Below are 25396 nucleotides of genomic sequence, written 5' to 3' on the forward strand. Positions count from 1 at the left end.
AGAATCTCCACCCCGCATTTGGCGGGGCGGAGTGGCAAAGTGTCTTAACCCAATGCCTGTTCCAAATCGGCAATCAAATCATCGGCATCTTCGATACCAATAGATAGGCGAACTACTTCTGGGCCTGCGCCTGCGGCTGATTTTTGTTCATCGGTCAGCTGTTTATGGGTGGTTGATGCAGGGTGAATAACAAGCGAGCGTGTGTCACCAATATTTGCAAGGTGCGAGAATAGTTTTAATTTTGAAACCAATTCAATACCTGCTTCATATCCGCCTTTTAGGCCAAAGGTAAACACCGCACCCGCGCCATTTGGCGATAATTTTTCCGCCAACGCACGATTTGGGCTTGATTCAAGGCCGGAATATTTCACATAGGCAACTTTTGGATGCTGCTCTAAATACTCTGCAACCAAGGTCGCGTTATGAACATGGCGTTCCATGCGCAGCGCAAGGGTTTCCATTCCGGTTAAAATTAAAAACGCATTAAATGGCGATAGAGCAGGGCCCAAATCACGTAATCCCAATGCCCTAACCGCAATTGCGAAGGCAATATTGCCAAATGCGTTGCCAATATTAAGACCTGAATATTCAGGTCTATCCGCACTTAAAAGTGGGTATCGGTCGTCACCAACCCAGTTAAAATTGCCACCATCAACAATTAAACCACCCAGTGAGTTACCATGCCCACCAAGGAATTTGGTTGCCGAATGAATTACGATATTTGCACCATGTTCAAAAGGTTTAATAAGATATGGGGTTGCCATTGTGTTATCAACAATCAGCGGAATATTATGCTTTTTCGCGATTGCGGCAATTGCCGGAATATCAACAACTTCGCCCGCAGGGTTGGCAACAGATTCAACAAATATTGCCTTGGTTTTTGGGGTGATTGCATCTTCAAATGATTGGATATTGTTAATATCCGCCCATTTTACATGCCAATCAAATGATTTGTATGAATTGTTAAACTGATTAATAGAGCCACCATATAATTGCTTGGCGGCAATGAATTCGTCACCTGGTTGCAATAATGCGTGAAATGTCAAAAACTCTGCGGCATGGCCGGATGCAACCGCAAGGGCGGCTGTGCCACCTTCTAATGCCGCGATTTTACCCTCTAATGCTGCGTTGGTTGGGTTAGTTAGGCGTGAATAGATATTGCCAAATGCCTGAAGCCCAAAAAGGCTTGCGGCATGATCAACATCATCAAAAACAAAACTTGCGGTTTGATAGATTGGGGTGATGCGTGCATTGGTGGTTGGATCGGGTGCGGTACCTGCATGAACTGCTAAAGTGGAAATACCTTGTGGTTTGTCTGACATTTGTTTGCCCTCATATTGCATTTGTATAATTTTATTGCATCACCTGATAAACTTATTAATCTTGGTTTCAAGAAAAATATTTTGTTTTACTGACTACGAATAGAAAATCTAATCATGAAAAAATATGTGGCATTTTTGCGGGCGGTTAATGTCGGTGGAACCGGACAAATACCCATGTCTGAATTAAAAAATATTTGTGATGAATTGGGGTTTTTATCAGCAAAAACCTATATCGCCAGCGGCAATGTATTGTTTAAAAGCAATCTTGAAGCAGACGAAGTTAAGCAATTATTAGAAGCCAAATTAGAAGAATATTTCGGCAAATATTGCGAAACCTATATAAAAACCAGTTTGGAACTTGTTGATATTATTGATGAAAATCCATTTAAAGACCATAAGCCTAATCGAGTAATTTGTTATTTTTTAAATCAAATGCCTAATGATGCACTTTTGGGGGTTAAAAACCAAAAGGATGAGGAAATAATAAAAACCAAATCTGCAATTTTCATTCATTATGGTGAAGGTATGGCGGCAACGAAATTGCAAACCCCATGGTTAAAATCTGCTACGGGGCGCAATATAAATACAATCAGCAAAATTTGTGAATTGTTACAACAAATTTGATTTGCAAAGCGAAATTTTATGCTAGCTTGTTGAAATGAAAAAATTTCTTCTTATCACTGCTGCCGCCCTGTTTTTCTCAACCCCAGTTATGGCACAAGACTATGTGCTTTATAACGGCAAGGTTTTTACCGCCACCGATCAAACAAAGGCGACCGCAATTGTGGTTTCTGATGGCATTATAAAATATGTTGGCAATGATAAAGCGGCATTAAAACTTTTGCCAAAGGCGAAAAAAATTAATGCCGCTGGCAATACAATTATGCCGGGGCTTATTGATGCACATATGCACCCACAATCTGGCGGGCTTCGCATGTCTGGCTGTTCATTAAATTATCTATCTTTAACGATGGATGAGATGAATGCACGCATTCAAAAATGCCTTGATGAAGACAAAGATGCAGGGCCAAATGATTGGCTTGTGGTTGCCGCATGGTTTGAACAGGAAATGAAGCCAACGGGTTTTGTCCCAAACTATAAGGATTTTGACGCATTAAAAACCACCCGTCCGATTTTTATTCGAAATTCATTTGGACATGCCGCGCAATTAAACCGCAAAGCGGTCGAACTTATTGATTTAAAAAATCAAAAAGAACGTGCGGGTGGAATGATTGTTCGTGACAAAGACGGAAACCCAACAGGGCGCCTTGAAGAAGCGGCACGCGATATTGTTTTTGAAATCTTGCCGCCACCAACTGAAAAGCAAAATTTGGTTGCCGCACAAACCGCAATAAAGGCAATGAATGCGCAGGGGATAACATCAATTTTTGATGCCTATACCGATATTGAAACCATGACGGCCTATCAAACCATTCAAAAAGCGGGTGAACTTACACTGCGTCCGCATTTTGCGGTTCTGGTTGATTTGGATAAAGAGCCAAATATGGACAAGGCGGTTGATGAGGTTTTGCGGGAACGCAAAATGTTTGATCAAGGGAAAGCCAAGGTTCAACCCAGCCTTAGTGTGCATTCTGCCAAAATATTCCTTGATGGTACAAATGCTTTGCCATCATTAACCGGTGCGATGCTTGAACCATATTTTGAAGAAAAAGACGGCAAATGGGTGCAGGGGGCAAATTATGGTGTGAAACCATATATTGAAACCGAAAAACTATCTGAATTAATGCTAAAACTTACCAATGCAGGGATTGATACGCATATTCATACTGATGGTGATCGCGCGGTTCGTGTTGCCCTTGATGCCACCGAGAAAATGCAAGAAAACTTCCGCAAACAAGGCAAGGGCGACCCAATGGTTCGCACTGCGCTTGCCCATTGTGAACTTGTTGCACCCGAAGATTTTGGACGCTTTAAAAAGCTTGGGGTGCTTCCGGTATTATCTTTCCAATGGGAAAGACCGGCGGCAGATACATGGGAAGGGTCAAAAGATGTATTTGGGCCAAAGCGCTTTGCCTTAATTGAGCCTGCTGGTTATTTGCATGATGCAGGGGCAAAAATTGTTTATGGTTCCGATTGGCCGGTTGACCCACTTGATGAATGGTTGGCAATTCAGATTGGTGTTACCCGCATGGCGTTGCCAGAAGACCGCGCAAAATACCCAGAAAGATTGGGCAAGGACCCCGGCCTAAGCCTTGATAGTGCATTAAAGGCAATTACCATTAATGCCGCATATTCACTGCATAGTGAGAAATATACAGGCTCACTAGAAAAGGGAAAATATGCCGATATAATCGTGCTTGATCGCGATTTATTCAAAACCAAAGCAGATGAAATCAGCAAGACCAAGGTTAAAATGACATTTGTTGGCGGAAAATTGGTTTATGAAGGGAAATAATTAATTCCCTTCGGATGGATAATATACCTTTTGAATGTTTCCTACTGCTTTGTCGGGAACGATTTTCCATTTTTTGGCGGCATCTTTTGCTGCGGTGGCATAAAAATATGAATAGCCAACTTCGTTCGGAACGGAACATTTTACCTTTAATGTTGCGTTATCAGCCCATTTTAATGGTTGGCATGGGATTTCAAAAATTGTCGGATCTTCGAGATGCTTGATGTCATAAAATGTCAAGCCGCCGCCGCCCGTCATGCCGTCCATTGTATCGAAACCGGTTGCAATGGTTTTGCCATCAGGGGATGCAGACGGCGTTGCATCAAATTCGACCTTTTCTTTATCTAGCGCCCAAATCTCATAATTGTACCATTCATAACCCATATTGAAGACTACGGGATATGCCTCAATTTTAGAGGTTTTGGGGTTGAAAAGATTTATTGCCCCAAAAAATGAAGTGGTAACACAATCGTCGTCTATGCTTTGATATTCGCAATCAACTTTCTTGAAGCCGTGTAATTCTTTGCCATTTTTATAAATCAAAAGCTCCGCCTTGGTGCGCTTGGCAAGGGTAGGATAGCTTTTTAATGCGACAGCCTCGTGTTTTTCGTCTGGTATGGTTTGTGCGATTGCCCCCCCAGAAATAAAACTGAATGCTAAGACACTTAAAATAATTGTATTTTTCAATTCCCAATCCCCTAAAAGCTATCAACTTACAATGCGTTATTATAATTATTTTTGACTTAATTATGGCAAAATTAACAGCCCAAAACAAAACCGCCCAAAACAAAACCGCACAGGAAATAATTCCTGTGCGGTAAGTAGTGTCATAACTTATGAATTAGAATTTATAAGTTAATTCTAAATAGTAGCTTCTGCCAGTCGCATCAAACCAAGATGTGTCATAATAAGGATATGATCTATAGGTTGGGTCTTTACCTGGTTTGGTGTCTAGAAGGTTTCTAACTGTGAATGAAAGGTTCGCCTTGTCATTAATGTCATACTGAATATTGGCATTATACAAATAGCTTGGTTTCACATAATCATCTTCGTTCCAGTTTTGGAATTTGCCAAGTCTGGTTCCTGACAAAGTTGCGGTTAGAGGGCCTTTAGACATAGAAATTGATGCGTTAGATTTTTGCGCAGGTATATAATAACTGCTGTCAGCGGCAAGCATATCAAGTTTTGCATCACCGGCATATTTAACAATAGTATGATCAAATACTTCAGTGTGGCCTAGGCTAATTCTGTATTTTGCAAAATTAGAAACGATGTTGAAATGTGCTTCAACGTCAATACCTGAAGTTTTTTGTTCAGACACGTTATATGGAGAGACATAAACAGTTTGAATATCTCCTGCTTGAGGGCCTGTTGTATAACGGACAACACGTGAAAGTGCATCAACGCATGCCGCAGAAGATGTGTTTACAGTGTTTCCATCAATGTCGGTGCCAAGTTTACAAGCTGCTTCATCACGCAATATTTGTGAAATTGGAATGTCTTGAACTTCGTCTTTAAGTGTTACATTGAAATAATCGATTGAGATATCGAATAATTTATTCGGTTGCCAAACTGTACCAAGGTTAAAGCTGTTTGAAGTTTCTGGGTCAAGTTTAGATGTTCCTTGGCGAATTTCTAAGAAAGATTTTGAATAATCTTCGTTTGCATAGCAATCTCCACCGTTATCCACACGGCACTGGTAAACGTCATAATCAGTTGGGTGGTAAAGGTCAGGTTTTGCAAAGATGTAATGCAAATCAGGTGCACGGAAACCAGTTCCATATGCGGCGCGAAGCAATAATGAATTTACAGGGCGATACTCAAGGCCGGCATTATATGTTACCTCACCCATATCACCACCGCTAAATTTGTATTTATCGTAACGCGCGGCAAAGTTTGCATCTAGTTTATCTAGAATTGGTGCTTTCAATTCCACACCAATTGCACCGTGTGTTCTGCTACCACCACCATCAGTTGCCGCATAACCATAATAATAACCAAAGTTAGTTGAGTTAGCTGATGGGTTAATATCATAAGATTGTTTGTCCAACTCCGCGATTAATGCAAAGCCAACATCACCTGCAGGAAGTGTGAACAATGAATCTTTGTTCAAAACGAATGACACGCCACCATTTGAGCTATCAGCTTTTGAAACAAACGTTTCAGAAATTGATGCATATTGTGCAGGAGTTAAAGGTTTAAGGAAGTTTGCGATTGGAACATCAAAGTCAGTGCCATAAGATGAGCCAAGGAAGAACGCATTTGCTTTTGAGGCAACTATTAGAGGAATACGCATTTCGGCATTAGCTTTTGAGTAATTGCCAGTAACTTCATAGTTCCAACCATCACCAAAAGAGTTTTTAAACCCGAGTGTTGCTGAAATAGTTTTTGATTTCGCGCGTGTCATCATATTGTTGATGCCACCAGCCTCTTCTGGTGTGAAAATGCGAACAAATGAGCCATAAACATCGGTTGCAGCGTTGTAATAATATGCTTCGTTGCCATCGATATCTTGGTATTGCCAAGATGGAATGCGGCGTAACAATTTAGTGTTCGATTGACCAATCATGATGTCGGCAAAGATAGATGCCGTGTCAGAAAGTTCGTAATTCATGCTTGTGAAAGTGTTCAAGCTTGATTTATCACTAGTCATAGTTCTTTGTGGAAGAACATTATAAGAGCCGCAATATGGTTCATCCCAATAGTTAGTTTGATATGATACTGTTCCATAAAACTGACCAGAAACTGCAGAGCAATCATTTGGGCCAACGCTGCCGTATGCGTCGTAATCATAGTCATATTCGCCATATACAACTTCTGGACGTTTCGTTTTTGCATATGGTGAATCAAGGTTTGAATCCTGAATATTGCGTTGGTATCCAAAAATTGGATCCTGTTTGAAATATTCAGCACCAAAAACAAGGCTAAATTTATCTTTTTCAAAACCTGTTGAAACTGAAAGACGGTCAGATGCGCCACCGCCATGTTCAGTAATACCGTGTTTATATGAAAGTGTTGTCCCGTCAGCTTTTTTCTTAAGATTAAAGTTTACAACGCCAGAAATCGCGTCAGAGCCGTAAATAGCCGATGCAGAGCCAGACAAGATTTCCATTTTATCAATCATGGAAGTTGGAATTGCTGAAATATCTGTAAAGTTAGAAATCCCGCCGTAAGGTAATGGGAAGTCAGCGATGCGGCGACCATTAACCATTACGAGTGTATGGTTTGGTCCAAGACCGCGTAAATCAACAGTGGTTGCGCCAGGTGTTGTAACTGCAACGGTTCCGTTTTGCTGTCCGTATGTTTCACCACCGTTTTGGGTAGAGGCTTTTAAAATATCTGGAACCGAGCTGTAACCACCGGCTTTGATTTGAGTTGAATCAACGACGGTTACCGGCGCTGGGCCTTCTTTATTGATGCGCTTAATGCGGGAGCCAAGGACCGTAACCGTTCCTTCACTGCTAGTTTGTTCTTGTGCAAAAGCAGGCAATGCAATGAGTGCCGAGAGGCTTACGCCCAAAATTAATGCAGACTTCTTAAATTTCATCATTTTTCAACCCCTGATTAGACTGACAATAAAAAAGCTTTTCAGCTTGGTTTTTTTGAGTTATGCCTTAGATGTTATAACAATCAACCATATTTTGTAAACAGAATTACATTTTATACATTTTTATACACGTGTGAAACTTTTTTGTCACATTTTTAACAAAAGGTGTCCAATGAAACGAATAATAACATTTATACTCAGCCTGTTGCTGCCCATAATTTGTGCGGGAACGGCGAATGCCAAGGGGGTCGATTACAAAACTTTTGTAATCGGTGATGAAACTAAACCGACTGTGAATAAGCCAGAATTCTCACTTTTATTAAGTGGTGGTGGCGATTGGCCATATGAGGCATTTCGCATTTTTGCTAAAAAATCAGGCAATGGGCATCTTGTTTATTTGCGTGCGCCTGATGAAAGTTTTGATGATAAAGAACTTCAAGCCGCACAAAACGAATTTTATAACGATATTGGTGGTTTCTCATCTGTAAGAACCATCGCGTTTTATGACCGTAAAGCGGCATATGATCCATTTATCTTGGAAAAAATCAAAAATGCGGACGCAATTTTCTTGGCGGGCGGCGACCAAAGTCGTTATATCAATTATTGGAAAGGCACACCGCTTGCCGATGCTTTGAATGCACATATAAAGGCAAATAAGCCGTTTGGTGGCACGTCGGCCGGTTTGGCAGTTCAGGGTGAATTTCTATATTCATGCGCCGATAGTGTTTCAGTGGTTTCAGAAGAAGCCCTAAAAAATCCATTGGATAAAAGGAGTTCTATCGAAACTGATTTCATTAAAACTGATATTATGAAAGGCATTTTCACCGATAGTCACTTTAAAGAGCGTGACCGTTTGGGCCGTCTTGTAAGCTTTGTTCACAAAGCGCAATCAATGTATAAACAAAAAATCTATGGTCTTGGCATCGATGAACAGACTGTGCTTTTGGTTGATGGCGATGGTATCGGTAAAGTATATTCCAACACTGGCGGCTATGCGTGGTTGTTTGACAATATTCCAATCAATACTACAAACCCAAAAGCTGCGCTAAAGTTACAAGATGTGAAGGCAACTGCGGTTGCATCATATTCAACCATCAATTTAGCCACAAAGCAGGTGGATAATCCTGCGTTTATAAGAAATTACAATGTGGAGAACGGCAAATTGGTTACAAAAGCAAAATGGTCATTAGCGATTCACGGCGGTGCAGGTGTGCTTGAGCCGGGTGATATGTCACCAGAAAAAGAAAAACTATACCGTGCAGGTCTTGATGCATCATTAGCAGCAGGGCAGGCAGTATTGGAAAAAGGCGGATCTTCATTGGATGCCGTAGAAGCCGCAGTAAGAGTTATGGAAGACAATCCATTATTCAATGCCGGCAAAGGTGCGGTATTCACTGCACAAGGCACTAATGAGCTTGATGCAGCAATTATGGATGGTGCTTCATTAAAAGCGGGCGCTGTTGCCGGTGTTACCCGCACCAAAAACCCAATTTCTCTTGCCCGCAAAGTTATGGAGAAATCAGGCCGTCTGATGCTTGCGCGCGACGGTGCAGATCGATTCTCAATTGAAAATGGCTTAGAACAAGTTGATCCAAGCTATTATTATACAGATGAGCGTTGGCAGCAGTTGCAATTATGGCGTGCCAAAAAATTCAGTGAAATCGATCAAACCCATAAATTTGGTACTGTTGGTGCGGTTGCGCTTGACCAAAATGGCAATCTTGCGGCGGCAACTTCGACCGGTGGCCTAACCGGTAAAGTATTCGGTCGTATTGGCGACACACCAATCATTGGCGCGGGTACAATTGCGGTAAATGGCTATGCGGCAGTATCATGTACAGGAACCGGTGAATATTTCATCCGCGAAAGTGCAGGGCGCCAAATCGTTGATCGTATGAGATGGAATCACCAAGATATTCACTCTGCGGCATATGACACAATCATGAGCATTGGTGCATTGGGTGGCGATGGCGGCCTTATCGCAATGGACAAAGATGGCAATGCCGCATTCGCAATTAATGATGTTGGCATGTATCGCGGTTTCGTTTCATCGGATGAAACCAAACGCCTAACCTCAATCTATCCAGTGGATGTGATTAAGGCGGAAGGCAAAGCAGCAAAAACCTCAAACGAAATGCACTAATATTATTAATTTGCAAAATTGATATCATGAATTTAAAAGGCGGTCTTTATGCACCGCCTTTTTCTTTTGGAGCAATCAAATGCAAATTGAAATGTTACGAACCAAACTTCACCGCGTCACGACAACACGGGCGGATTTGAATTATGAGGGTTCAATTTCAATTGACCGCGATTTTATGGATGCCGCAGGGCTTTTTGCCAATGAAAAAGTGGATGTGCTTGATATTAACAATGGCGCACGTTTCACCACTTATGTTATCGAGGCAGAACGGGGTTCAAAAACCATTGGTGTAAATGGTGCGGCGGCGCGTTTAGTGCAAACCGATGATAAATTAATCGTCATTTCTTATTGCAGTATTGATATCAATGATGCGCCAACCCACAAGCCAAAAGTGGTTTTGTTTGATGATGATAATGTAATCAAAGAAATCATCTAATCTATACAGAAAATATACGCGCTAATAAGAAAATATACGCCTTTTATATCCGCCAAGAATTACAATCAAAGCATTAGAAAGAGTGCTTGGAAATGTTTTTCATACGGGTTTTGATAATTGCTGGAACTTTGGCGGTAATTATATTCATGGTCTTGATGAAACTTATTAATCCGTCACAAAATGACTGATTAACAGGCCTCTTGCTATTTGTTTGCAGAGGGTTTTATGGAAGATAGTAATTTATCCAAAAGGCAAAGTTTCTTATCATTGGCTTTGGGATCTGTTGGGGTGGTATTTGGCGATATTGGAACCAGCCCCTTTTATGCAATGCGCGAATCGCTTGCGCATGTTCGTCAGGGAATGCCGCTTGAAACATCGGTAATCGGCGTAACTTCTTTGATTGTTTGGGCGCTTATTCTAATTGTTTCAGTGAAATACGTTATATTTCTAATGCGGGCCGATAATAATGGCGAAGGCGGAACACTTGCATTAATGACAATTGCCCAAAAATTTCTTGGTAAAGCCTCGGGCTGGGCGTTTTTTGCGGGTATTCTGGGTGCGGCATTCTTTTATGGTGACGGTATCATTACACCCGCGGTTTCGGTTTTGGGTGCAATCGAGGGGTTGAAATTAGCGCCATCAATTGGCGAAAGCCTCACCCCATTCATTCCGGCATTTGCGACCGTAATTTTGATAATATTATTCTTGTTCCAATCAAAAGGAACGCATGCGGTGGCACAATGGTTTGGGCCAATAACATTGATTTGGTTTGTTGCCTTGGCATGGCTTGGCTTGCTTCATATTTTTGATGACAAGTCTTTGCGCATTTTGGCGGCAATTAACCCACTTTCCGCTGTTATGTTTATAATGCACGATGGCATGAATTCACTTGTGGTTCTTGGTGCAGTATTTCTTGCGGTTACAGGTGCCGAAGCCTTATATGCTGATATGGGGCATTTTGGGAAAAACCCAATTCGTGCCGCATGGTTTGTGGTTGCGTTCCCATGCCTTGCTATAAATTACTTTGGACAGGGGGCATATGTAATTGCCCACCCAGAGGCGGCAAAAGATCCGTTTTGGATGATGGTTCCACATTTTGCCTTTTGGCCAATTATGATTTTGGCAACGCTTGCCGCCATTATTGCTTCACAGGCTGTTATTACTGGCGCATTTTCGGTGACCCAACAGGCGGTGCAATTGGGGTTATTGCCGCGTATGCAAATTACCAGAACTTCGGAAACCCAGGCAGGGCAGATATATGTTGGCCAAATAAATAGCTTGCTATTAATTGGGGTTTTGATGTTGGTCTTTATTTTTAAAAACTCATCAGCCTTAACCTATGCCTATGGTATGGCAATTACTGGCACAATGTTGATAAGTACATTACTTGCGATACCGGTCATTGCCCATCTTTGGAATTGGCGTTTGTGGCAGGCAATTATATTATTCGTGCCATTCTTGTTTGTTGATTGTGTCTTTATTTCTGCGCAATTGTTGAAAATACCGCATGGTGCATGGATGCCGCTTGCGCTTGGTGGTGCAATTGTCATTATCATCATTAGCTGGACTAAGGGGGCGCATTTATTATCGGAAAGAAGCCGCAAAGATTCGGTTCCTTTAAAAGACCTTTTAAAGGCGCTTGAATATCGCCCTGTCCACCGTGTTCGTGGTATGGCAGTATTTTTAACGTCTGATGTTGATATTGCGCCGGTCGCACTTACCCATAATCTAAAGCATAATCATATTTTGCATGAAAACATTATAATTATGAAGGTTGAAACCACCGAAACCCCACGGGTTGTGGAAAAAGACCGCCTTGAAATTATTCCGGTCAGCAATGAGATAAACAAAGTCATTGTTAGATATGGCTTTATGGAAAGCCCAAATATCCCCAAAGCCATGAGCATGTGTCGGCAAAAAGGTTTGAAATTTGATATTATGTCAACCTCATTCTTTTTAGGGCGGCGTAAAGTGGTTGCAGGTAAAAATCCATTTATTACCGCTTTGCAGATCTATCTTTTCATATTCCTTATGAAAAACTCAACTAATGCCACCGACTTCTTTAAAATCCCATCGGGAAGGGTCGTTGAACTAGGAACCCAAGTGGTGATATAATGCGCCTCATGCAGATACAAAACCGCACAAGACAAATTTTGGTGAATTACTCGTTTGCGCTTGCTGCGGTTTTGGTTTGCACTCTTTTATGCCTTCCTCTTCGTGAAAGGGTCGATGCCATAAGCCTTACGATGGTTTATTTGGCGGGGGTGGTAATTGCTGCGGCGCGCCTTGGGATTGGGCCGGCAATTTTTACAAGCTTTTTAAGCGTGTTGGCATTTAATTTCTTTTTCACAAAGCCCTATCACAGTTTTGAATTTTATGATGCCTCATATTATTTTACTTTTAGTGTGATGCTTATAACCTCTTTGATTGTTGGTTCTATGACCGCGCAATTATCGCGACTGTTGAAGCAAACCCGTGATGAAGAACGCGACACGCACGCGCTTTATGATTTTGCACGTGGCCTTAGTGAGCTTAAGTCAAAAGAAGAAATAATTGAATTTACAAAAGAATTTGTTGGAAATTTTTTTGGTGGCAAATGCGTTTTTGCCAATGAATTATCAAATAATTCGGCTTCGCAATTATGTGATAATGTCTCAGATGCAAGTGTAATTATTACGAATCGAAGTGTCGTGGCGGACGATTTTTCCAAAAATGATATTATCATGCACCGCACTTTTGCCGGCTTGGCTTCGAGTGCAATTGCCCGTGCCGAAGCGGATGAAAAAGCGGCACTTTATCGTTTTGAAAGTGATAATGAACATTTGCGCAATATGTTATTATCATCTTTGGCGCATGATTTACGCACCCCGCTAACTATCCTTAATGGCACGCTTAGCAATCTATTTAAACACCGCAAAAGTTTGCCGCGTGAAGGCGTTAATGAGCTAACTTCAATGTCGATCCAGTTGAATAGATTGCAAAATTTTGTCGCGAATTCACTTCGTATGGCTTCGATATCTTCGGGGGCAATAAAATTAAACTGCGAAACCTATACTATTCAAGAAATTATTGGCGCAGCCATAACACGGATCGAACCGCAAAAGGAAAATCGCAAAATATTATCCACCATTAATGGTGTTATACCAATGGTTTCGGTTGATGGCGCATTAATGGAGCAGGTGATTTTCAATATCCTTGATAATGCCATAAAGCATACCAAGCCCGATGGTGAAATTCGGGTTATAATCTCTAATAATGTCGATAGGATTGAAATTGCCATAAAAGATAATGGTGACGGATTGCGCGAAGGAAGCGAACAATACATATTTGAAAAGTTTTATTCAGATAGGGAACAGGGGCATAATAATTCCGGCACAGGTCTTGGGCTTGCGATTTGCAAAGCAATTGTCAAAGCACATGGCGGAAATATAAGTGCAAAAAATGTTGAACCACCCGAAAGGGGGGCAATATTTGCCATAAACCTACCGATAGCTTTAAAACTATCGACAGAAAGCGCGATTAATCATGACTAATCCACCCAAAATCCTTATCGTAGAAGATGAAAGCGAAATTAGAAAGTTCTTAAAAGTCGCGCTGCAAAGCAATAATATTCAATCAGTTGAATGCGACAATGCGCGTGATGTGCCGGCACAAATCATTGGCACAAGACCGGATGTGATTATTCTTGACCTTGGTTTGCCCGATAAGGATGGGCAAGAATTGATTCAAGAGATACGTGAATGGTCGAAAACACCAATCATTGTGCTTTCGGCGCGCTTTGCCGAAATTGAGAAAGTGCAGGCGCTTGAAAACGGTGCCGATGACTATTTGATAAAACCATTTTCGACCGCCGAACTGTTGGCAAGGATTAAGGTTGCACTCCGCCATGCAAATAATGGCGGTGATGATGGCTATCTTATCGAGATTGGTGACTTACAAGTTGATTTATCCAAACGCCAAGTAACCTTTTGCGGCAATGAAATCAAACTAACTCCAATTGAATACAAACTACTTACCGAACTTGGCAAGAATGCCGGTAAAGTTATAACTCATTCGCAATTATTATATGCGGTGTGGGGAAAGCGCGCCAATTTGGATTCATCATATCTTCGCATTCACATACAGCATCTGCGCGAAAAAATTGGGGATGACCCCATGAACCCAAAATATATTTTCACAATCCCTGGAATTGGTTATAAAACAAGGGGTAGTTGATGATTTAGTGGATTGTTGGGCTTTCGCGATCAATACGACCACAAACCACATCTTCAATTAGTGTTTTCACGCTGCGCCATGCGTCTGCGGCGCCATATGAACCATCGTCTTCAAGTTCACAAATTGCGTTATCGGCAACCGAAAGTGCATTTTCACCATGAACATCAAATAATGCCCATGCAATGTGTGTAAGGCTATCGATATGTAAAAAATCTAATTGCATTTTTATCTCCAACGTTTTGGAGTTTGCAATCCGCGTGCCATAGATTTACCGCTGATTAATAACGACTTTTAAGCGGTGATTAACTATAAAGTGAAAATTTTACCGTTTTAACGCTGCAATAATTGCACAATTTTCGCTTCATAAGGATAATATTACCGCCCGCTTTCAAGTGACTTGATTTTATCATATGCCACCTGTCCCAATCTGCCATTAAATGTAAGATTATGAGCCTTGTAATACTCCTTTAAAGCATCATTGGTTTTCTTGCCGATTATGCCATCGGGTTGGCCGACATCATATCCTTTTGCGGTGAGGATTTGTTGAATTTCGCGGCGCATTGCCCGTGAAATACCTGGGTCATTGGTTGACCATTTTCCAATTACACCTTTGCCACCTTTGATGCGGTCGGCAAGTATATTAACCGCCAGTGCATAAGAAGTGGCCGGATTATATGAATAAACGGCATTAAAGTTTCGCCCAACCAGAAACGCAGGGCTATTGCGACCACCAGGGAATATTAAGCCATATCTGATTTCGCTGTCTTCAAGCTCATTGCCATCGGCAAGTTTTACCCCAAGCGCTTTCCATTGGCTAAGGCTCTTTTTGGCGTTTCGCCCAATCGCACCATTATAAGTGCTTGGCACAATAACTTCATAGCCCCATTTTTGGGTTTGATCCCATCCCGATTTTTTAAGGAAATTCGCAGTGGAGGCGAGGGCGTCTTTTGGTTCGCCAACAATATTTTTTATTCCGTCACCATTGCCATCTGCGGCAAGGCGCCAGAATGTAGATGGCATGAATTGCGTATGTCCAAATGCCCCAGCCCATGAACCATTGAATTGGCTAAGTGGGACGTGACCATTTGCCGTAATCCTTATGGCTTCGACAAGTTCGCTATTAAAATATGCAGCGCGTCTGCCGCCGCCACAGCCCAAAGTGCCAAGGGCGTTTATAATATTGCTTTTGCCCATTACTTTGCCATAATCAGTTTCAACGCCCCAAATGGCAACAACTGTTGCAGGGTCAACGCCATATTGAATGCCAAGATTATATAAAAAGTCTTTTTGCGATAAATATGCCTTTGCGCCATCTGTTGCGCGTTCATCATCAACTACACCTGCGAGATAGTCCCAAATTTTTAGATTGCTTTCAGGTTGGGCGCGTGATGCCGCAATTATTTTTTCATCTGGTACATAAAGCCCATCAATTGACGCCATTGCGGCTGCTTCGGATGCACCTTTTGCAATTGCTTTACGGGCCGCATTACCAAGGCATTCCATATAATTAGAATTTTTTTGCGGTTCGGTTTTATCACTTGATTGCATGGTCGCATCGTTTGCGAATGCAAGTACAAATGAAAATAAAGCAATTGCGGACATGACTACTCCCTAAAGTTTATAATATTTCATGATGAACGCGAAAATTATTATTGGTGGGTTTGCCAGAAATGTAAACATCACCATTTGGAATCAAATCAATTGGTCGATTAATTCGCAATCCAAAATAAATTATTGCAAATAATTATTTTATAAATAGGATATGTTTTACGGCAAACAAAGTATAGTTAATCTTAAAAATTATATATTTAAAGACAAGAACATATATAATATAAAATATTGATTTTAATAATTATAATATAATGTAAAATAGTTAATAATATTAACCTTTTTTACGGTTTGAATATTTACTTGAAAAAATCTCGCTGTTAATAAAACTGCAATCTTAACTTAACAGGGGGTTAATTATGGATGGTGCATTACAAGGTGACGTGGTCACAAATGTAACGAATTTGGTCGTACAATGGGGGCCAAGAATTTTATCAGCATTGATTATTTTGGTTATCGCGCATTTGGTTGCAAAAGGCGTGAAATGGGGCTTGGCAAAAGCAATAAATGCTTTGCCAATCGCAAAAACAGCAAATGCAGGTGCTTCAATAGAGGCTTCGTTGGGAGCACGTTTGGGTGAAATCGGCTATTGGTTGGTTTATCTTGTTGGATTAATTGCGGTTCTTAACACGCTTGGTTTGTCAGAAGTTGTTGCGCCTTTGAATAATTTGGTTGCTGGTTTCTTTGCATTCTTGCCAAATGTTGTTGGGGCAGCGATTATTTTCTTCATTGGTTGGGTGGTTGCAATGGTTACACGCCGTGTTATCGCATCAACCGTTGCGGCGTTTGATGTTGGTCCAATGGCACAAAAAATTGGTCTAAAAGACATTACTTCTGAAGGCCTTGCCAAAGCAGTAAGCCAAGTGGTTTTTGTTCTAATCATTATTCCTGTGGCAATTGCCGGCCTTCAGGCATTGAAAATTAGTGCGATTTCAGACCCTGCAGTTGCGGTTCTAAGCTCGATACTTGCGACATTGCCAAAATTGATTGGTGCATCACTAATTCTTGGCGTTTCATTCTTTATCGCACGTTGGGTTGGCGGTCTTATTGAACAAACATTGCCAACAATCGGTTTTGATAATTCTGTTAAACAGCTTGGTTTGTTTGCTGATGCAGAGGAGGGTGAAAACCCTGCTACTAAAGCAGTTTCATGGGTTGCAACGTTTGCAATCATGTTGTTTGCGGCAATTGAAGCTGCCAAAATGCTTGATTTCCAAGTTGGTGCGGTAATCATCACCCAGCTTTTGACTTTGGCAGGCAAAGTCTTGTTCGGCGGTATCATTATTGCGGCGGGTGCAATGATTGCGAATATTATTGCCAATGCGATTTCTCGTAGCGGCGGTGCAAGTGCAACAACAGCTTCACAAATCGCTAAATGGGCAACTATCGTCCTTACAACAGCTATGGGTCTTCGCTTTATGGGCCTTGCAGACGACATCATTAATATGGCGTTTGGCATTATCCTTGGTGCGGCTGCGGTTGCTGCGGCAATTGCATTTGGCGTTGGCGGTCGTGATGCGGCTGGTAAATTGCTTGATAAGTGGCTTAAATAATCATTTTCCAACTAAAAACCAAAAAGCGGGGGTTCGCCTCCGCTTTTTTTATGCTTATTTTACAAAAAAAGTGCCGCTACTGATTGACCACGAAATTCTATCAGCTAAAAGACCCAAAATCGGAGTAATAAATTGACCAACCAACCTAAATTTGCCCCAAAAAAGACGGGCGTTTTAGTGCTTGCCGACGGAACTGCTTTTTACGGACAGGGTTTTGGCGCAATCGGGGAAAATATCGGTGAAGTTTGCTTTAATACAGCAATTACCGGCTATCAGGAAATTCTGACAGATCCTTCTTATAATAACCAAATAATCGCTTTTACTGCGCCGCATATCGGCAATGTCGGCACGAATGATGAAGATGAAGAGGCAAATTCAACGCCTGCTAAGTCTGGCGCAATTGGCATGATTTGCCGCGCGCTTCCAACTGTGCCGTCAAATTGGCGCTCAACGCTTGATTTGCCTAATTGGTTACTAAAGCGTGGGATTGTTGGTCTTGCAGGAATTGATACGCGCGCAATAACCCATTTGATTCGCGAAAAGGGTATGCAGCATGGCGCAATCGCCCATAGCCCCGATGGCAAATTTGATATTGCCGCCTTGGCACAAAAAGCAAAGGAATGGTCTGGCCTTGAAGGTCTTGATCTTGCCAAAAAAGTTTCAACCGACAAAGAATATGATTTCGCTGAAAGCGCTTGGCATTGGAATGAGGGTGTAAAAGACCTTGCCAATCCAAAATATCATGTTGTTTTGATGGATTTTGGTGCCAAAGCGAATATTTTGCGCGATCTTGGTGAAATTGGTGCCAAGGTTAGTGTTGTTAGCGCTGATGCAAGTTTTGACGATATTATGGCGCTTAAGCCAGATGGCGTAATGCTTTCTAATGGTCCTGGCGACCCTGCGGCAACTGGTGAATATGCGGTTGTTACAATCAAGAAACTTGTTGATGCGGGCGTGCCTATTTTTGGTATTTGTTTGGGGCACCAAATGCTTGGCTTGGCATTAGGCGGCAAAACCATAAAAATGAAACAAGGACACCATGGTGCAAATCACCCTGTAAAAGATTTGCAATCTGGAAAAGTTGAAATTGTTTCAATGAATCATGGTTTTGCGGTTGATGGCGATAGCTTGCCTGAAAATGTTGTTGCAACCCATGTTTCACTTTTTGATGGTTCAAATTGCGGGATTTCAACGATTGGCGGCAAGGTGTTTTCTGTTCAATACCACCCAGAGGCGAGCCCAGGGCCAAAAGATTCGTTTTACCTATTCAAACAATTTGCCAAGAACATGGATTTACACAAAGCGAACGTCTGATAGCTTGACATAGTTGCTAAAATAATCACTCTTGTACGATGAATTCAATTAATCGTAGGCAAATTACAACTTTTATGGCGGCGGGGCTTATTAGTCCTTCTATACTATCTGCATGTTCTAAAAAGGTACCTGAAAAAGGCATTATGCGCATTGCATTACGCGGTGAGGCAGACAGCCTTGACCCCTTTAGGGCAGAGTTTGCGATTGCTGATCTTATATTCCCGCAATATCTTTTGCCACTGGTTGGTTTTGGCGATAATAGCACAACAATCCCATCGATTGCATCATCATGGGAGGGCGTTGATAATTTCACGAGTTGGATTTTTACATTAAATCCAAATCTTAAATGGTCTGATGGTGCGCCATTAACTGCAAATGACGTTCTGCAAAGCTTTAGACGTGGTGCAAATTGGAAAACTGCATTTCCAGATGCGCCAGAGCTTTATTCAATAAAAGGCTATGAAGAAATAATAAAAAACAAAGGTAATCCAGAGGATATTGGCGTTAGCATTGTTGCACCTAATAAAATCAAGATTGACCTTGTTGCGCCCGAGGCACAATTTCCTGCACAATTGCGGGAGTTCTATCCGATTCCGACCCATGTTTTTAATAAATATGGTGATGATTGGACCAAATTAGAAAATATTGTGGTTTCGGGGCCATATAAGCCTGTTATTTATAACCAAACGCGTATCAGGTTTGCCAAAAACCCAAATGGTGATTGGGCGTCATTGGGCTTTAACCCTAATCTTCCAAACATGATTGACGTTGATACAGTGCAAGAATCTGCAACCCGTATAAGAATGTATCAGGCGGGTGATGTTGATTTATCACAAGATCCGGCATTGTTGCGTTATACCGATTTGAAAGAGAAATATGGTGACAAATTCCTACGGATGCCTGCACCACTTTTGATTTATATCTCTTTAAACACGAAGCGCCCACAGCTTCAGGATATGGATATAAGGCGTGCTTTGGGCATGGCGATTAATCGTGAGATTATTTCACATAATCTTTTGCGTGATGCGGTTCATCCTGCAAATCGTATGGTCCGTACAGAGCCGTTATTACCATTTGACCGTGAAGGTGCACGAAAAATTCTTGAGGCAAAGGGCTATAATGCCAATAATCCACTAAAACTTGATTTATTGGTTCCCAAGGATGACCGTGAACGTGCGGCGGTGCAAATTGTCAATTCCTGGAAACAAATTGGGGTTGAGGCGACAATTTCAAGCACTGATTCATCTGCAATATCGGCGCGTCTTAATGGGCATGATTTTGATGCCGCATTGGTGAAAATTGATAAAGGCCTAAAAACCGATCCGATTGATTTGATGGCAAGTTTTGCCAGCGGTGGAAACGCATATTCGCATCAATGGATTAATCATGATTTTGATGCGGCGCTTAAAAAAGCGCGTTCAATTGCCGATGAAAAACAACGCCATGAGGCAGTTTTAGCGGCAGAAAAATATATTATTGATGAGGCGCCAATCTTGCCGATTTGGTTTGGTGATTCCGCATGGCTTATTTCTGACAGAATAAAAGGTGGTCGCAAAGGCATCCCACCGGTTATTTGGCCAACATTGGAATTAAAAAGTTAGAGAATTTCGGTAAGACGAAGACCAAACAATGTATGAGGTAGGAAAAGTTTTTGACTTTTCCGTAAGCCGAAGACCAGAAAAAAAGAAAAACTGCCGTCACTATTCCGGTTTTTCTTGTACCTTGAACTCGATACGGCGGTTTTTCGCATCGGCTTCTGGGGTGTCGCTTTTATCAAGCGGTATGCTTTCCCCATAGCCTTTTATTTTTAATTCAGTGGCGTTGACACCTTTGCCGATTATATAGTCGGCAACCGCCTGTGCACGGCGTTCTGATAATGCCTGATTTGCACCAGCATCGCCTTTGGTATCAGTATGCCCGCCAACCTCTACAACATAACCAACGCATTTAATTGCGACATTGGAAAGCCCATCAAGCAATGGTTTTGAATCATCGGAAATCATTGCGCTGCCTGAATTGAAATTTATTACGCGCCCATCAAGCAATGTATTATAGGCACTTTGGCAGGCTTCTTTTTCGGGCTTATTGCCCAAGGTTGAAGTTGCATCAGGAATTTCAGCGACTTCTTGTCCATTGATTGTAATTTGGTTTTCAAAAGCTAGAATGTCAGATTTGCCATCAAGTTTCTTCTCTGAAATTGCTTGCAAAATTGCATTTTGGGCGGTTTCAAAAGCTGAAATTCGGGTTGAAGCATCCTTGGCATCACCCTTTATTGCCAAAACGCCTTTTTCGAAAGTTGCGTGCGCAAAAGTAAAGCCGGATGACATAAGTTTATTGGTTGCGATTTTTGCCCAATCATTTGTTTCTTCGGCTTTTATGATTGGTTTTTCTTTTTTAATGCTTGTGCCGATACACAAACCAACCGTCGCAACCCCCATAATTGATGCAAGACCAACAACGCCAATTGCAATTGCTTTACGTTTTTTGCTTTTTACATCGCTCATAATATTGCCATTCTTTATTGTTTTTGCGTTTACGAGATGTCTGGCTTTATTAGGAATCTTTCGAATTTCCAACCTGAATTTTATTATTTATCAGTAAAAAGGCAATATTCAGCCCAAATTAATGCACTTAATAAAAAAAATGTGTATAGGCGGGTTCAAATTTTTACTTTTTGTGGCTAGAGCATTTTGTAAAAAAGTGACGCAAATCTGTGTCGCAAATTATTTTGGAAAATAGGAAAAACAATGGACGACAAAAAAGATATTATCCGCCCGATTGCGCGTAATCCGCGTGGTTTTAGCGATTTTCGCGGGGCTGGTCTTTTGCATCGTCATGAGGTTGTTTCAAAAATTCTTGGCGCTTATCAAAAATCTGGTTTTGAATATCTTGAAACTCCGGCGTTTGAATACGCCGATTGTTTAGGTAAGTTTTTGCCAGATTCTGATCGCCCTAATGAAGGCGTGTTCGCGCTTTTGGATGATGACGAGCAATGGATGGCATTGCGTTATGACCTAACTGCACCATTGGCGCGCTTTGTGGCACAAAATTTTGATGCCTTGCCAAAGCCATTCCGCCGTTGTGCTGCTGGTCCTGTATGGCGCAACGAAAAGCCTGGCCCTGGTCGCTTCCGTGAGTTTTGGCAATGTGACGCCGATATAATTGGTTCACCAAGACCAGAAGCTGATGCCGAAATTATTGCAACACTTTCAAATGGTCTTGCTGCCACCGGTATTGATAAATCAAAATTCGTGGTCAAGGTTTCAAATCGCAAATTACTTGATGGTTTGTTGGGTGATATTGGTGTTGATCCTGCTGATACTTTCAAAAAGCTTACAATTTTGCGCGCGGTCGATAAATTAGATCGCCTTGGTGAAGAGGGGGTTGCCCTTCTGCTTGGCGCAGGGCGCAAAGATGCCTCTGGTGACTTTACCAAAGGGGCAGGGCTTGATGAAAAATCAATCGCCAAAGTAATTGCCTTTACCCAAACCAAACGCGAAACCCGCCAAGCATCACTTGATGCATTGTCAAATGTTATCGGCAATACCGAAATTGGTAATGAAGGTCTTGAAGAGCTATCAAAAATCTCTCTAACTCTTGCGGCACTTGGTCTTGATGAGGCATCTGCCGAATTTGATCCCGCAATTGTTCGTGGTCTTGAATATTATACTGGTACAGTGTTTGAAGCCGAATTCCTTGGCGAAACCATTGATGAAAAAGGTAATCCGGTTCGGTTTGGTTCGGTAGGTTCTGGTGGGCGTTATGACGATCTTGTTATGCGCTTCAAGGGGGAGCGGGTTCCAGCAACGGGATGTTCAATTGGGGTTTCGCGCCTTTTGGCGGCGCTTTCACTTTCTGAAAGCGAAAAACCGGCTGAAACTGGCCCCGTGGTTATTCTGGCGATGGATAATGACCAAATCGCAGGATATTTCCAAATGGCACAAGAACTGCGTAATGCAGGCATTTCCGCCGAGGTTTATCTTGGAACTTCTGGCATGAAGGCGCAAATGAAATATGCCGACCGTCGCAATGCGCCATTGGTAATTATGGAAGGCTCAAATGAGCGTGCAGAAGGTATTGTAACCATCAAAGATTTGGCACTCGGTGCAAAACTTGCGACACAAATTTCAGATAATGAAGAATGGCGTAAAGGCCGCCCTGCGCAATCAGTGGTTAATCGTAGCGATCTTGCTGCCGAAGTTAAAAAGTTATTGTCCGATGATTGATATTCAACAAAGCGTAAAAATTAAAAACACCCTTGCCCAAAATGGCGGTGAATGGGTTGATTTGCCATTGCTTTTGCCGTCTTCAACCGTGCTTGAATTAGCGGGCGAGGGGTTAAGGCCACGCCTATATTTCGCCAATTCACCAGATGGCGAAGAATTATGCTTACGGGCGGATTTGACAATCCCTGCGGCAGTGACTTTTATTGAAAGTGGTGCAAAGCAGGCGATTTATTTATGCTCTGGCAAGGTGTTTCGCGCGCAAAAGGAAAACGGCGTAAATCCTGAATTCCGCCAAATGGGTATCGAAAGATATGGCGATAGCGACAAGCAAATCGCAGACTTTGAAGTTTTTTCATCAATCTACAAAACCTGCAAAACCATTGGTTTGAATGGTGGGCGTCTTATTTTATCTGATGGTGGGTTGGTTGAAAGAATTCTTAAAACTGCAAATCTTCCTGCCGTTTGGCGTGAATATTTTATGCCACAGGCCAATGTTGTTTCCGAGCTTTTGAAACGAATTAATTTGGCAACAATTCCAAATACAGATGCGCCGACCGCGATTGAAAAGTCTTTATTGGCAATTCAAAACGACCAAGAAGCGGCAAATCTTGTCGAAGAAATACTTGATATTTCTAAATTAAAACAAGGTCTTGCGCGCGACACGTTGGATATTGCCAAGCGCCTTCGGCAAAAAGCGAAACGCCAAACCGCAGAGCCATTATCAAAAGAAATTGCCAATATTTTGCAAGAGGTTTTGCAATTAAAAGGCACGCCAAGCACGGTTTTTGAAAAAGTGCAGTCTTTGGGCAAATCAATCGGTGTTGATTTTACCGACTGGGCCAAGGAATGGGATTTAAAAATACAAAAAATTCAAACTGTTATTGATGCAGACTGTGAAGTTATTTTCGATGTCGCAATGCCAAAACGTTTTGAATATTATGATGGTATTCGTTTTGAGATTTTCACCAAAGATAGCGATAAATCATTGGCAAGTGGTGGGCGTTATGATGGCTTGATTGCCGAGCTTACTAAGGGTGAAAAGAATATTTCTGCGGTTGGTGCGGTAATTCGACCAGAAGTAATTTTAGGGGGCAAATAATGGCGGGTGATGAAATCATTTTTGGTTTGCCTTCTAAAGGTCGCCTAAAAGAACAATGTGAAGCGTGGCTTGTAAAGCGCGGGCTTTTCCTAAAGCAAACCGGTGGTGAGCGCGGTTATGCCGCCCATTTTGACGGTGAGCCGATGGTTGAAGTTCGCCTTATGTCATCTTCTGAAATCTCTAAATCATTGCTTGCGGGTGAAATGCACCTTGGGATTACTGGCGAAGATTTAATCCGTGAACAAAGCCCAAAATCAGATGAACAAGTAGAGTTTGTTCACAAACTTGGCTTTGGTCGCGCCGACGTGGTGGTTGCTGTTCCCGATGGTTGGATTGATGTTTCAACGATGGGCGACCTTGCCGAGGTTGCAAGCGATATACGCCGTACAAGCGGAAAGCGTATGCGTATTGCCACCAAATTTGCCCGCCTTACGACCGAATTTTTTGAAAAATGTGGTGTGTTGGATTACCGCATTGTTTATTCTGGTTCGGCAACCGAGGGGGCGCCGGCAAATGGCATTGCCGAGGCAATTGTTGATATTACCACATCGGGCGCAACATTAATTGCCAATAATCTTAAAATCATTGATGACGGTTTGATTTTATCGTCACAAGCCTGTTTGATAAAATCACGAACTGCAATACTATCTCCCAAGCAATCCGCTTTAATGAATGAATTAACACGGAAATTTGGATAATTTTCTTGCACATTTTGTAATATTTGTCACAATGCAAATAAAAGTTTTGGTTGCTTTGAACCCTAAGGGATGAAAATGTCCGATATTGCCCATTCTTCTGAAGACTTAAAAAGTGCGGTGTTTCGATTTGATAAATCGCTTACCAATCTTGAACATTGTTTAGGGCAGGCGGTTGCCAAAATTGCCGAACTTGGGCGATCAACTGGTTATGCTGATGCCAAGGCCGAAGTTGCACTGGCTTCAATTAATCAGGCTTCAATTAATCAATCATCGCTTGATGATGAGCTTGTTTCAAAAGAGCTTGAAATTGCCAAGGCACGTGAGCACGAACTTGAAGAGGCCGTCAAACACGCCCGTACCGCCCTTAATGAAGCTATTGAAGATATTAGAACCGTTTTAGGACCAGTTTAAAATGGCAAATGTAAGCATTGAGATTAATGGTCATAAATATAATATGGGCTGTGAAGATGGCCAAGAAGAGCATTTAATCCGTCTTGGTCGTTATTTTGATAACCATGTCAAAAACCTTGCCAAAGGGGTTGGGCAAATTGGTGATCAGCGCCTTTTTTTAATGGCGGCACTTTTGATTGCCGATGAAAATTACGAACAAAAGCAAAAGCTTGATGCCCTTCAGGCCGAACTGATGCGCCTTAAAGATGCGCGCCCGAATGGTGAAGAAGAAGTTCAGCAAGCCAGGCAGGCGGCAAAAGATATTGAATTTCGTGCCGTTGAAACTTTGGACGAAGTTACAAAAATCTTTCACCACGCTGCCGATCGGCTTGATGAGCTATCTGTCGAGCTTAATAAGGCATAATTACAGAT

21 protein-coding genes are annotated in these 25396 nt (G+C 42.0%); 15 read left to right on the top strand and 6 right to left on the bottom strand.

The features are described 5' to 3' along the window. Nucleotides 1-44: 44 nt before the first annotated feature. Nucleotides 45-1322 (bottom strand): O-acetylhomoserine aminocarboxypropyltransferase, encoded by a 1278-nt coding sequence (locus KXV15_RS06475; RefSeq protein ID WP_240007359.1) that lies wholly within the window; start codon nucleotides 1320-1322, stop codon nucleotides 45-47. 114 nt (nucleotides 1323-1436) lie between these two features. On the opposite strand from KXV15_RS06475, the gene KXV15_RS06480 reads away from it, so the two are divergent. After that, on the top strand, nucleotides 1437-1946 hold the full coding sequence (locus KXV15_RS06480) for a DUF1697 domain-containing protein (protein WP_240007360.1): 510 nt from the start codon (nucleotides 1437-1439) through the stop codon (nucleotides 1944-1946). A gap of 34 nt (nucleotides 1947-1980) precedes the next feature. Next, complete coding sequence (locus KXV15_RS06485; protein WP_240007361.1) at nucleotides 1981-3738, top strand: amidohydrolase; 1758 nt, start codon at nucleotides 1981-1983, stop codon at nucleotides 3736-3738. On the opposite strand, the gene KXV15_RS06490 is transcribed toward KXV15_RS06485, so the two are convergent. Both KXV15_RS06490 and KXV15_RS06495 read right to left on the bottom strand, forming a co-directional pair. Next, nucleotides 3739-4422: a hypothetical protein gene (locus KXV15_RS06490; protein ID WP_240007362.1), complete on the bottom strand. Its 684-nt coding sequence runs from the start codon at nucleotides 4420-4422 to the stop codon at nucleotides 3739-3741. It abuts the gene before it with no gap. Nucleotides 4423-4576: 154 nt separating this feature from the next. After that, nucleotides 4577-7285, bottom strand: a complete 2709-nt coding sequence (locus KXV15_RS06495; RefSeq protein ID WP_240007363.1) for a TonB-dependent receptor plug domain-containing protein — start codon at nucleotides 7283-7285, stop codon at nucleotides 4577-4579. Between the two features lie 169 nt (nucleotides 7286-7454). Between KXV15_RS06495 and KXV15_RS06500 the strand changes: the two genes are divergently transcribed. From KXV15_RS06500 to KXV15_RS06520, 5 genes are all read left to right on the top strand, one after another. After that, complete coding sequence (locus KXV15_RS06500; protein ID WP_240007364.1) at nucleotides 7455-9425, top strand: isoaspartyl peptidase/L-asparaginase; 1971 nt, start codon at nucleotides 7455-7457, stop codon at nucleotides 9423-9425. Nucleotides 9426-9504: 79 nt separating this feature from the next. After that, nucleotides 9505-9861, top strand: coding sequence for an aspartate 1-decarboxylase (gene panD / locus KXV15_RS06505; protein WP_240007365.1), 357 nt, complete (start codon nucleotides 9505-9507; stop codon nucleotides 9859-9861). Nucleotides 9862-10086: 225 nt separating this feature from the next. Then, on the top strand, nucleotides 10087-11976 hold the full coding sequence (locus tag KXV15_RS06510; protein WP_240007366.1) for a potassium transporter Kup: 1890 nt from the start codon (nucleotides 10087-10089) through the stop codon (nucleotides 11974-11976). Nucleotides 11977-11984: 8 nt separating this feature from the next. Further along, the gene (locus tag KXV15_RS06515) at nucleotides 11985-13394 is read left to right on the top strand and encodes a DUF4118 domain-containing protein (protein WP_240007367.1); all 1410 of its coding nucleotides are present in this window, start codon (nucleotides 11985-11987) and stop codon (nucleotides 13392-13394) included. Continuing rightward, complete coding sequence (locus tag KXV15_RS06520) at nucleotides 13387-14076, top strand: response regulator (RefSeq protein ID WP_240007368.1); 690 nt, start codon at nucleotides 13387-13389, stop codon at nucleotides 14074-14076. Before KXV15_RS06515 ends, KXV15_RS06520 begins: the two co-directional genes overlap by 8 nt. A gap of 4 nt (nucleotides 14077-14080) precedes the next feature. On the opposite strand, the gene KXV15_RS06525 is transcribed toward KXV15_RS06520, so the two are convergent. After that, a complete protein-coding gene (locus KXV15_RS06525; RefSeq protein ID WP_240007369.1) occupies nucleotides 14081-14299 on the bottom strand; it encodes a hypothetical protein in 219 nt (72 codons plus the stop codon). 152 nt (nucleotides 14300-14451) lie between these two features. Further along, nucleotides 14452-15678: a lytic murein transglycosylase gene (locus tag KXV15_RS06530; protein WP_240007370.1), complete on the bottom strand. Its 1227-nt coding sequence runs from the start codon at nucleotides 15676-15678 to the stop codon at nucleotides 14452-14454. A gap of 365 nt (nucleotides 15679-16043) precedes the next feature. On the opposite strand from KXV15_RS06530, the gene KXV15_RS06535 reads away from it, so the two are divergent. The 3 genes from KXV15_RS06535 to KXV15_RS06545 all read left to right on the top strand — a co-directional run bounded on the left by KXV15_RS06535 (nucleotide 16044) and on the right by KXV15_RS06545 (nucleotide 20152). After that, the gene (locus KXV15_RS06535) at nucleotides 16044-17237 is read left to right on the top strand and encodes a mechanosensitive ion channel (RefSeq protein ID WP_240007371.1); all 1194 of its coding nucleotides are present in this window, start codon (nucleotides 16044-16046) and stop codon (nucleotides 17235-17237) included. Between the two features lie 132 nt (nucleotides 17238-17369). After that, nucleotides 17370-18551 (top strand): glutamine-hydrolyzing carbamoyl-phosphate synthase small subunit, encoded by a 1182-nt coding sequence (gene carA / locus KXV15_RS06540; protein ID WP_240007372.1) that lies wholly within the window; start codon nucleotides 17370-17372, stop codon nucleotides 18549-18551. A 38-nt stretch (nucleotides 18552-18589) separates the two neighbouring features. After that, nucleotides 18590-20152 carry a peptide ABC transporter substrate-binding protein gene (locus KXV15_RS06545; RefSeq protein WP_240007373.1) on the top strand — a complete coding sequence of 521 codons (1563 nt, stop codon included), beginning with the start codon at nucleotides 18590-18592 and terminating at the stop codon, nucleotides 20150-20152. A 99-nt stretch (nucleotides 20153-20251) separates the two neighbouring features. On the opposite strand, the gene KXV15_RS13460 is transcribed toward KXV15_RS06545, so the two are convergent. Next, complete coding sequence (locus tag KXV15_RS13460; RefSeq protein WP_338050425.1) at nucleotides 20252-21055, bottom strand: OmpA family protein; 804 nt, start codon at nucleotides 21053-21055, stop codon at nucleotides 20252-20254. 243 nt (nucleotides 21056-21298) lie between these two features. Between KXV15_RS13460 and hisS the strand changes: the two genes are divergently transcribed. The 5 genes from hisS to KXV15_RS06575 all read left to right on the top strand — a co-directional run bounded on the left by hisS (nucleotide 21299) and on the right by KXV15_RS06575 (nucleotide 25388). Next, nucleotides 21299-22777, top strand: coding sequence for a histidine--tRNA ligase (gene hisS, locus KXV15_RS06555; RefSeq protein WP_240007374.1), 1479 nt, complete (start codon nucleotides 21299-21301; stop codon nucleotides 22775-22777). Beyond that, the gene (locus KXV15_RS06560; RefSeq protein WP_240007375.1) at nucleotides 22770-23876 is read left to right on the top strand and encodes an ATP phosphoribosyltransferase regulatory subunit; all 1107 of its coding nucleotides are present in this window, start codon (nucleotides 22770-22772) and stop codon (nucleotides 23874-23876) included. The genes hisS and KXV15_RS06560 overlap by 8 nt, the downstream gene beginning before the upstream one ends. Next, the gene (gene hisG, locus KXV15_RS06565; RefSeq protein ID WP_240007376.1) at nucleotides 23876-24574 is read left to right on the top strand and encodes an ATP phosphoribosyltransferase; all 699 of its coding nucleotides are present in this window, start codon (nucleotides 23876-23878) and stop codon (nucleotides 24572-24574) included. Before KXV15_RS06560 ends, hisG begins: the two co-directional genes overlap by 1 nt. Before the next feature lie 75 nt (nucleotides 24575-24649). Next, entirely contained in the window at nucleotides 24650-24985 is a 336-nt protein-coding gene (locus KXV15_RS06570; RefSeq protein WP_240007377.1) for a hypothetical protein, read from the top strand. A gap of 1 nt (nucleotide 24986) precedes the next feature. Continuing rightward, a complete protein-coding gene (locus KXV15_RS06575) occupies nucleotides 24987-25388 on the top strand; it encodes a cell division protein ZapA (RefSeq protein ID WP_240007378.1) in 402 nt (133 codons plus the stop codon). Nucleotides 25389-25396 lie beyond the last annotated feature (8 nt).

This window comes from Pseudaquidulcibacter saccharophilus, assembly GCF_019455445.1.
In the GTDB taxonomy this organism is placed as follows: Bacteria; Pseudomonadota; Alphaproteobacteria; order Caulobacterales; family Aquidulcibacteraceae; genus Pseudaquidulcibacter; species Pseudaquidulcibacter saccharophilus.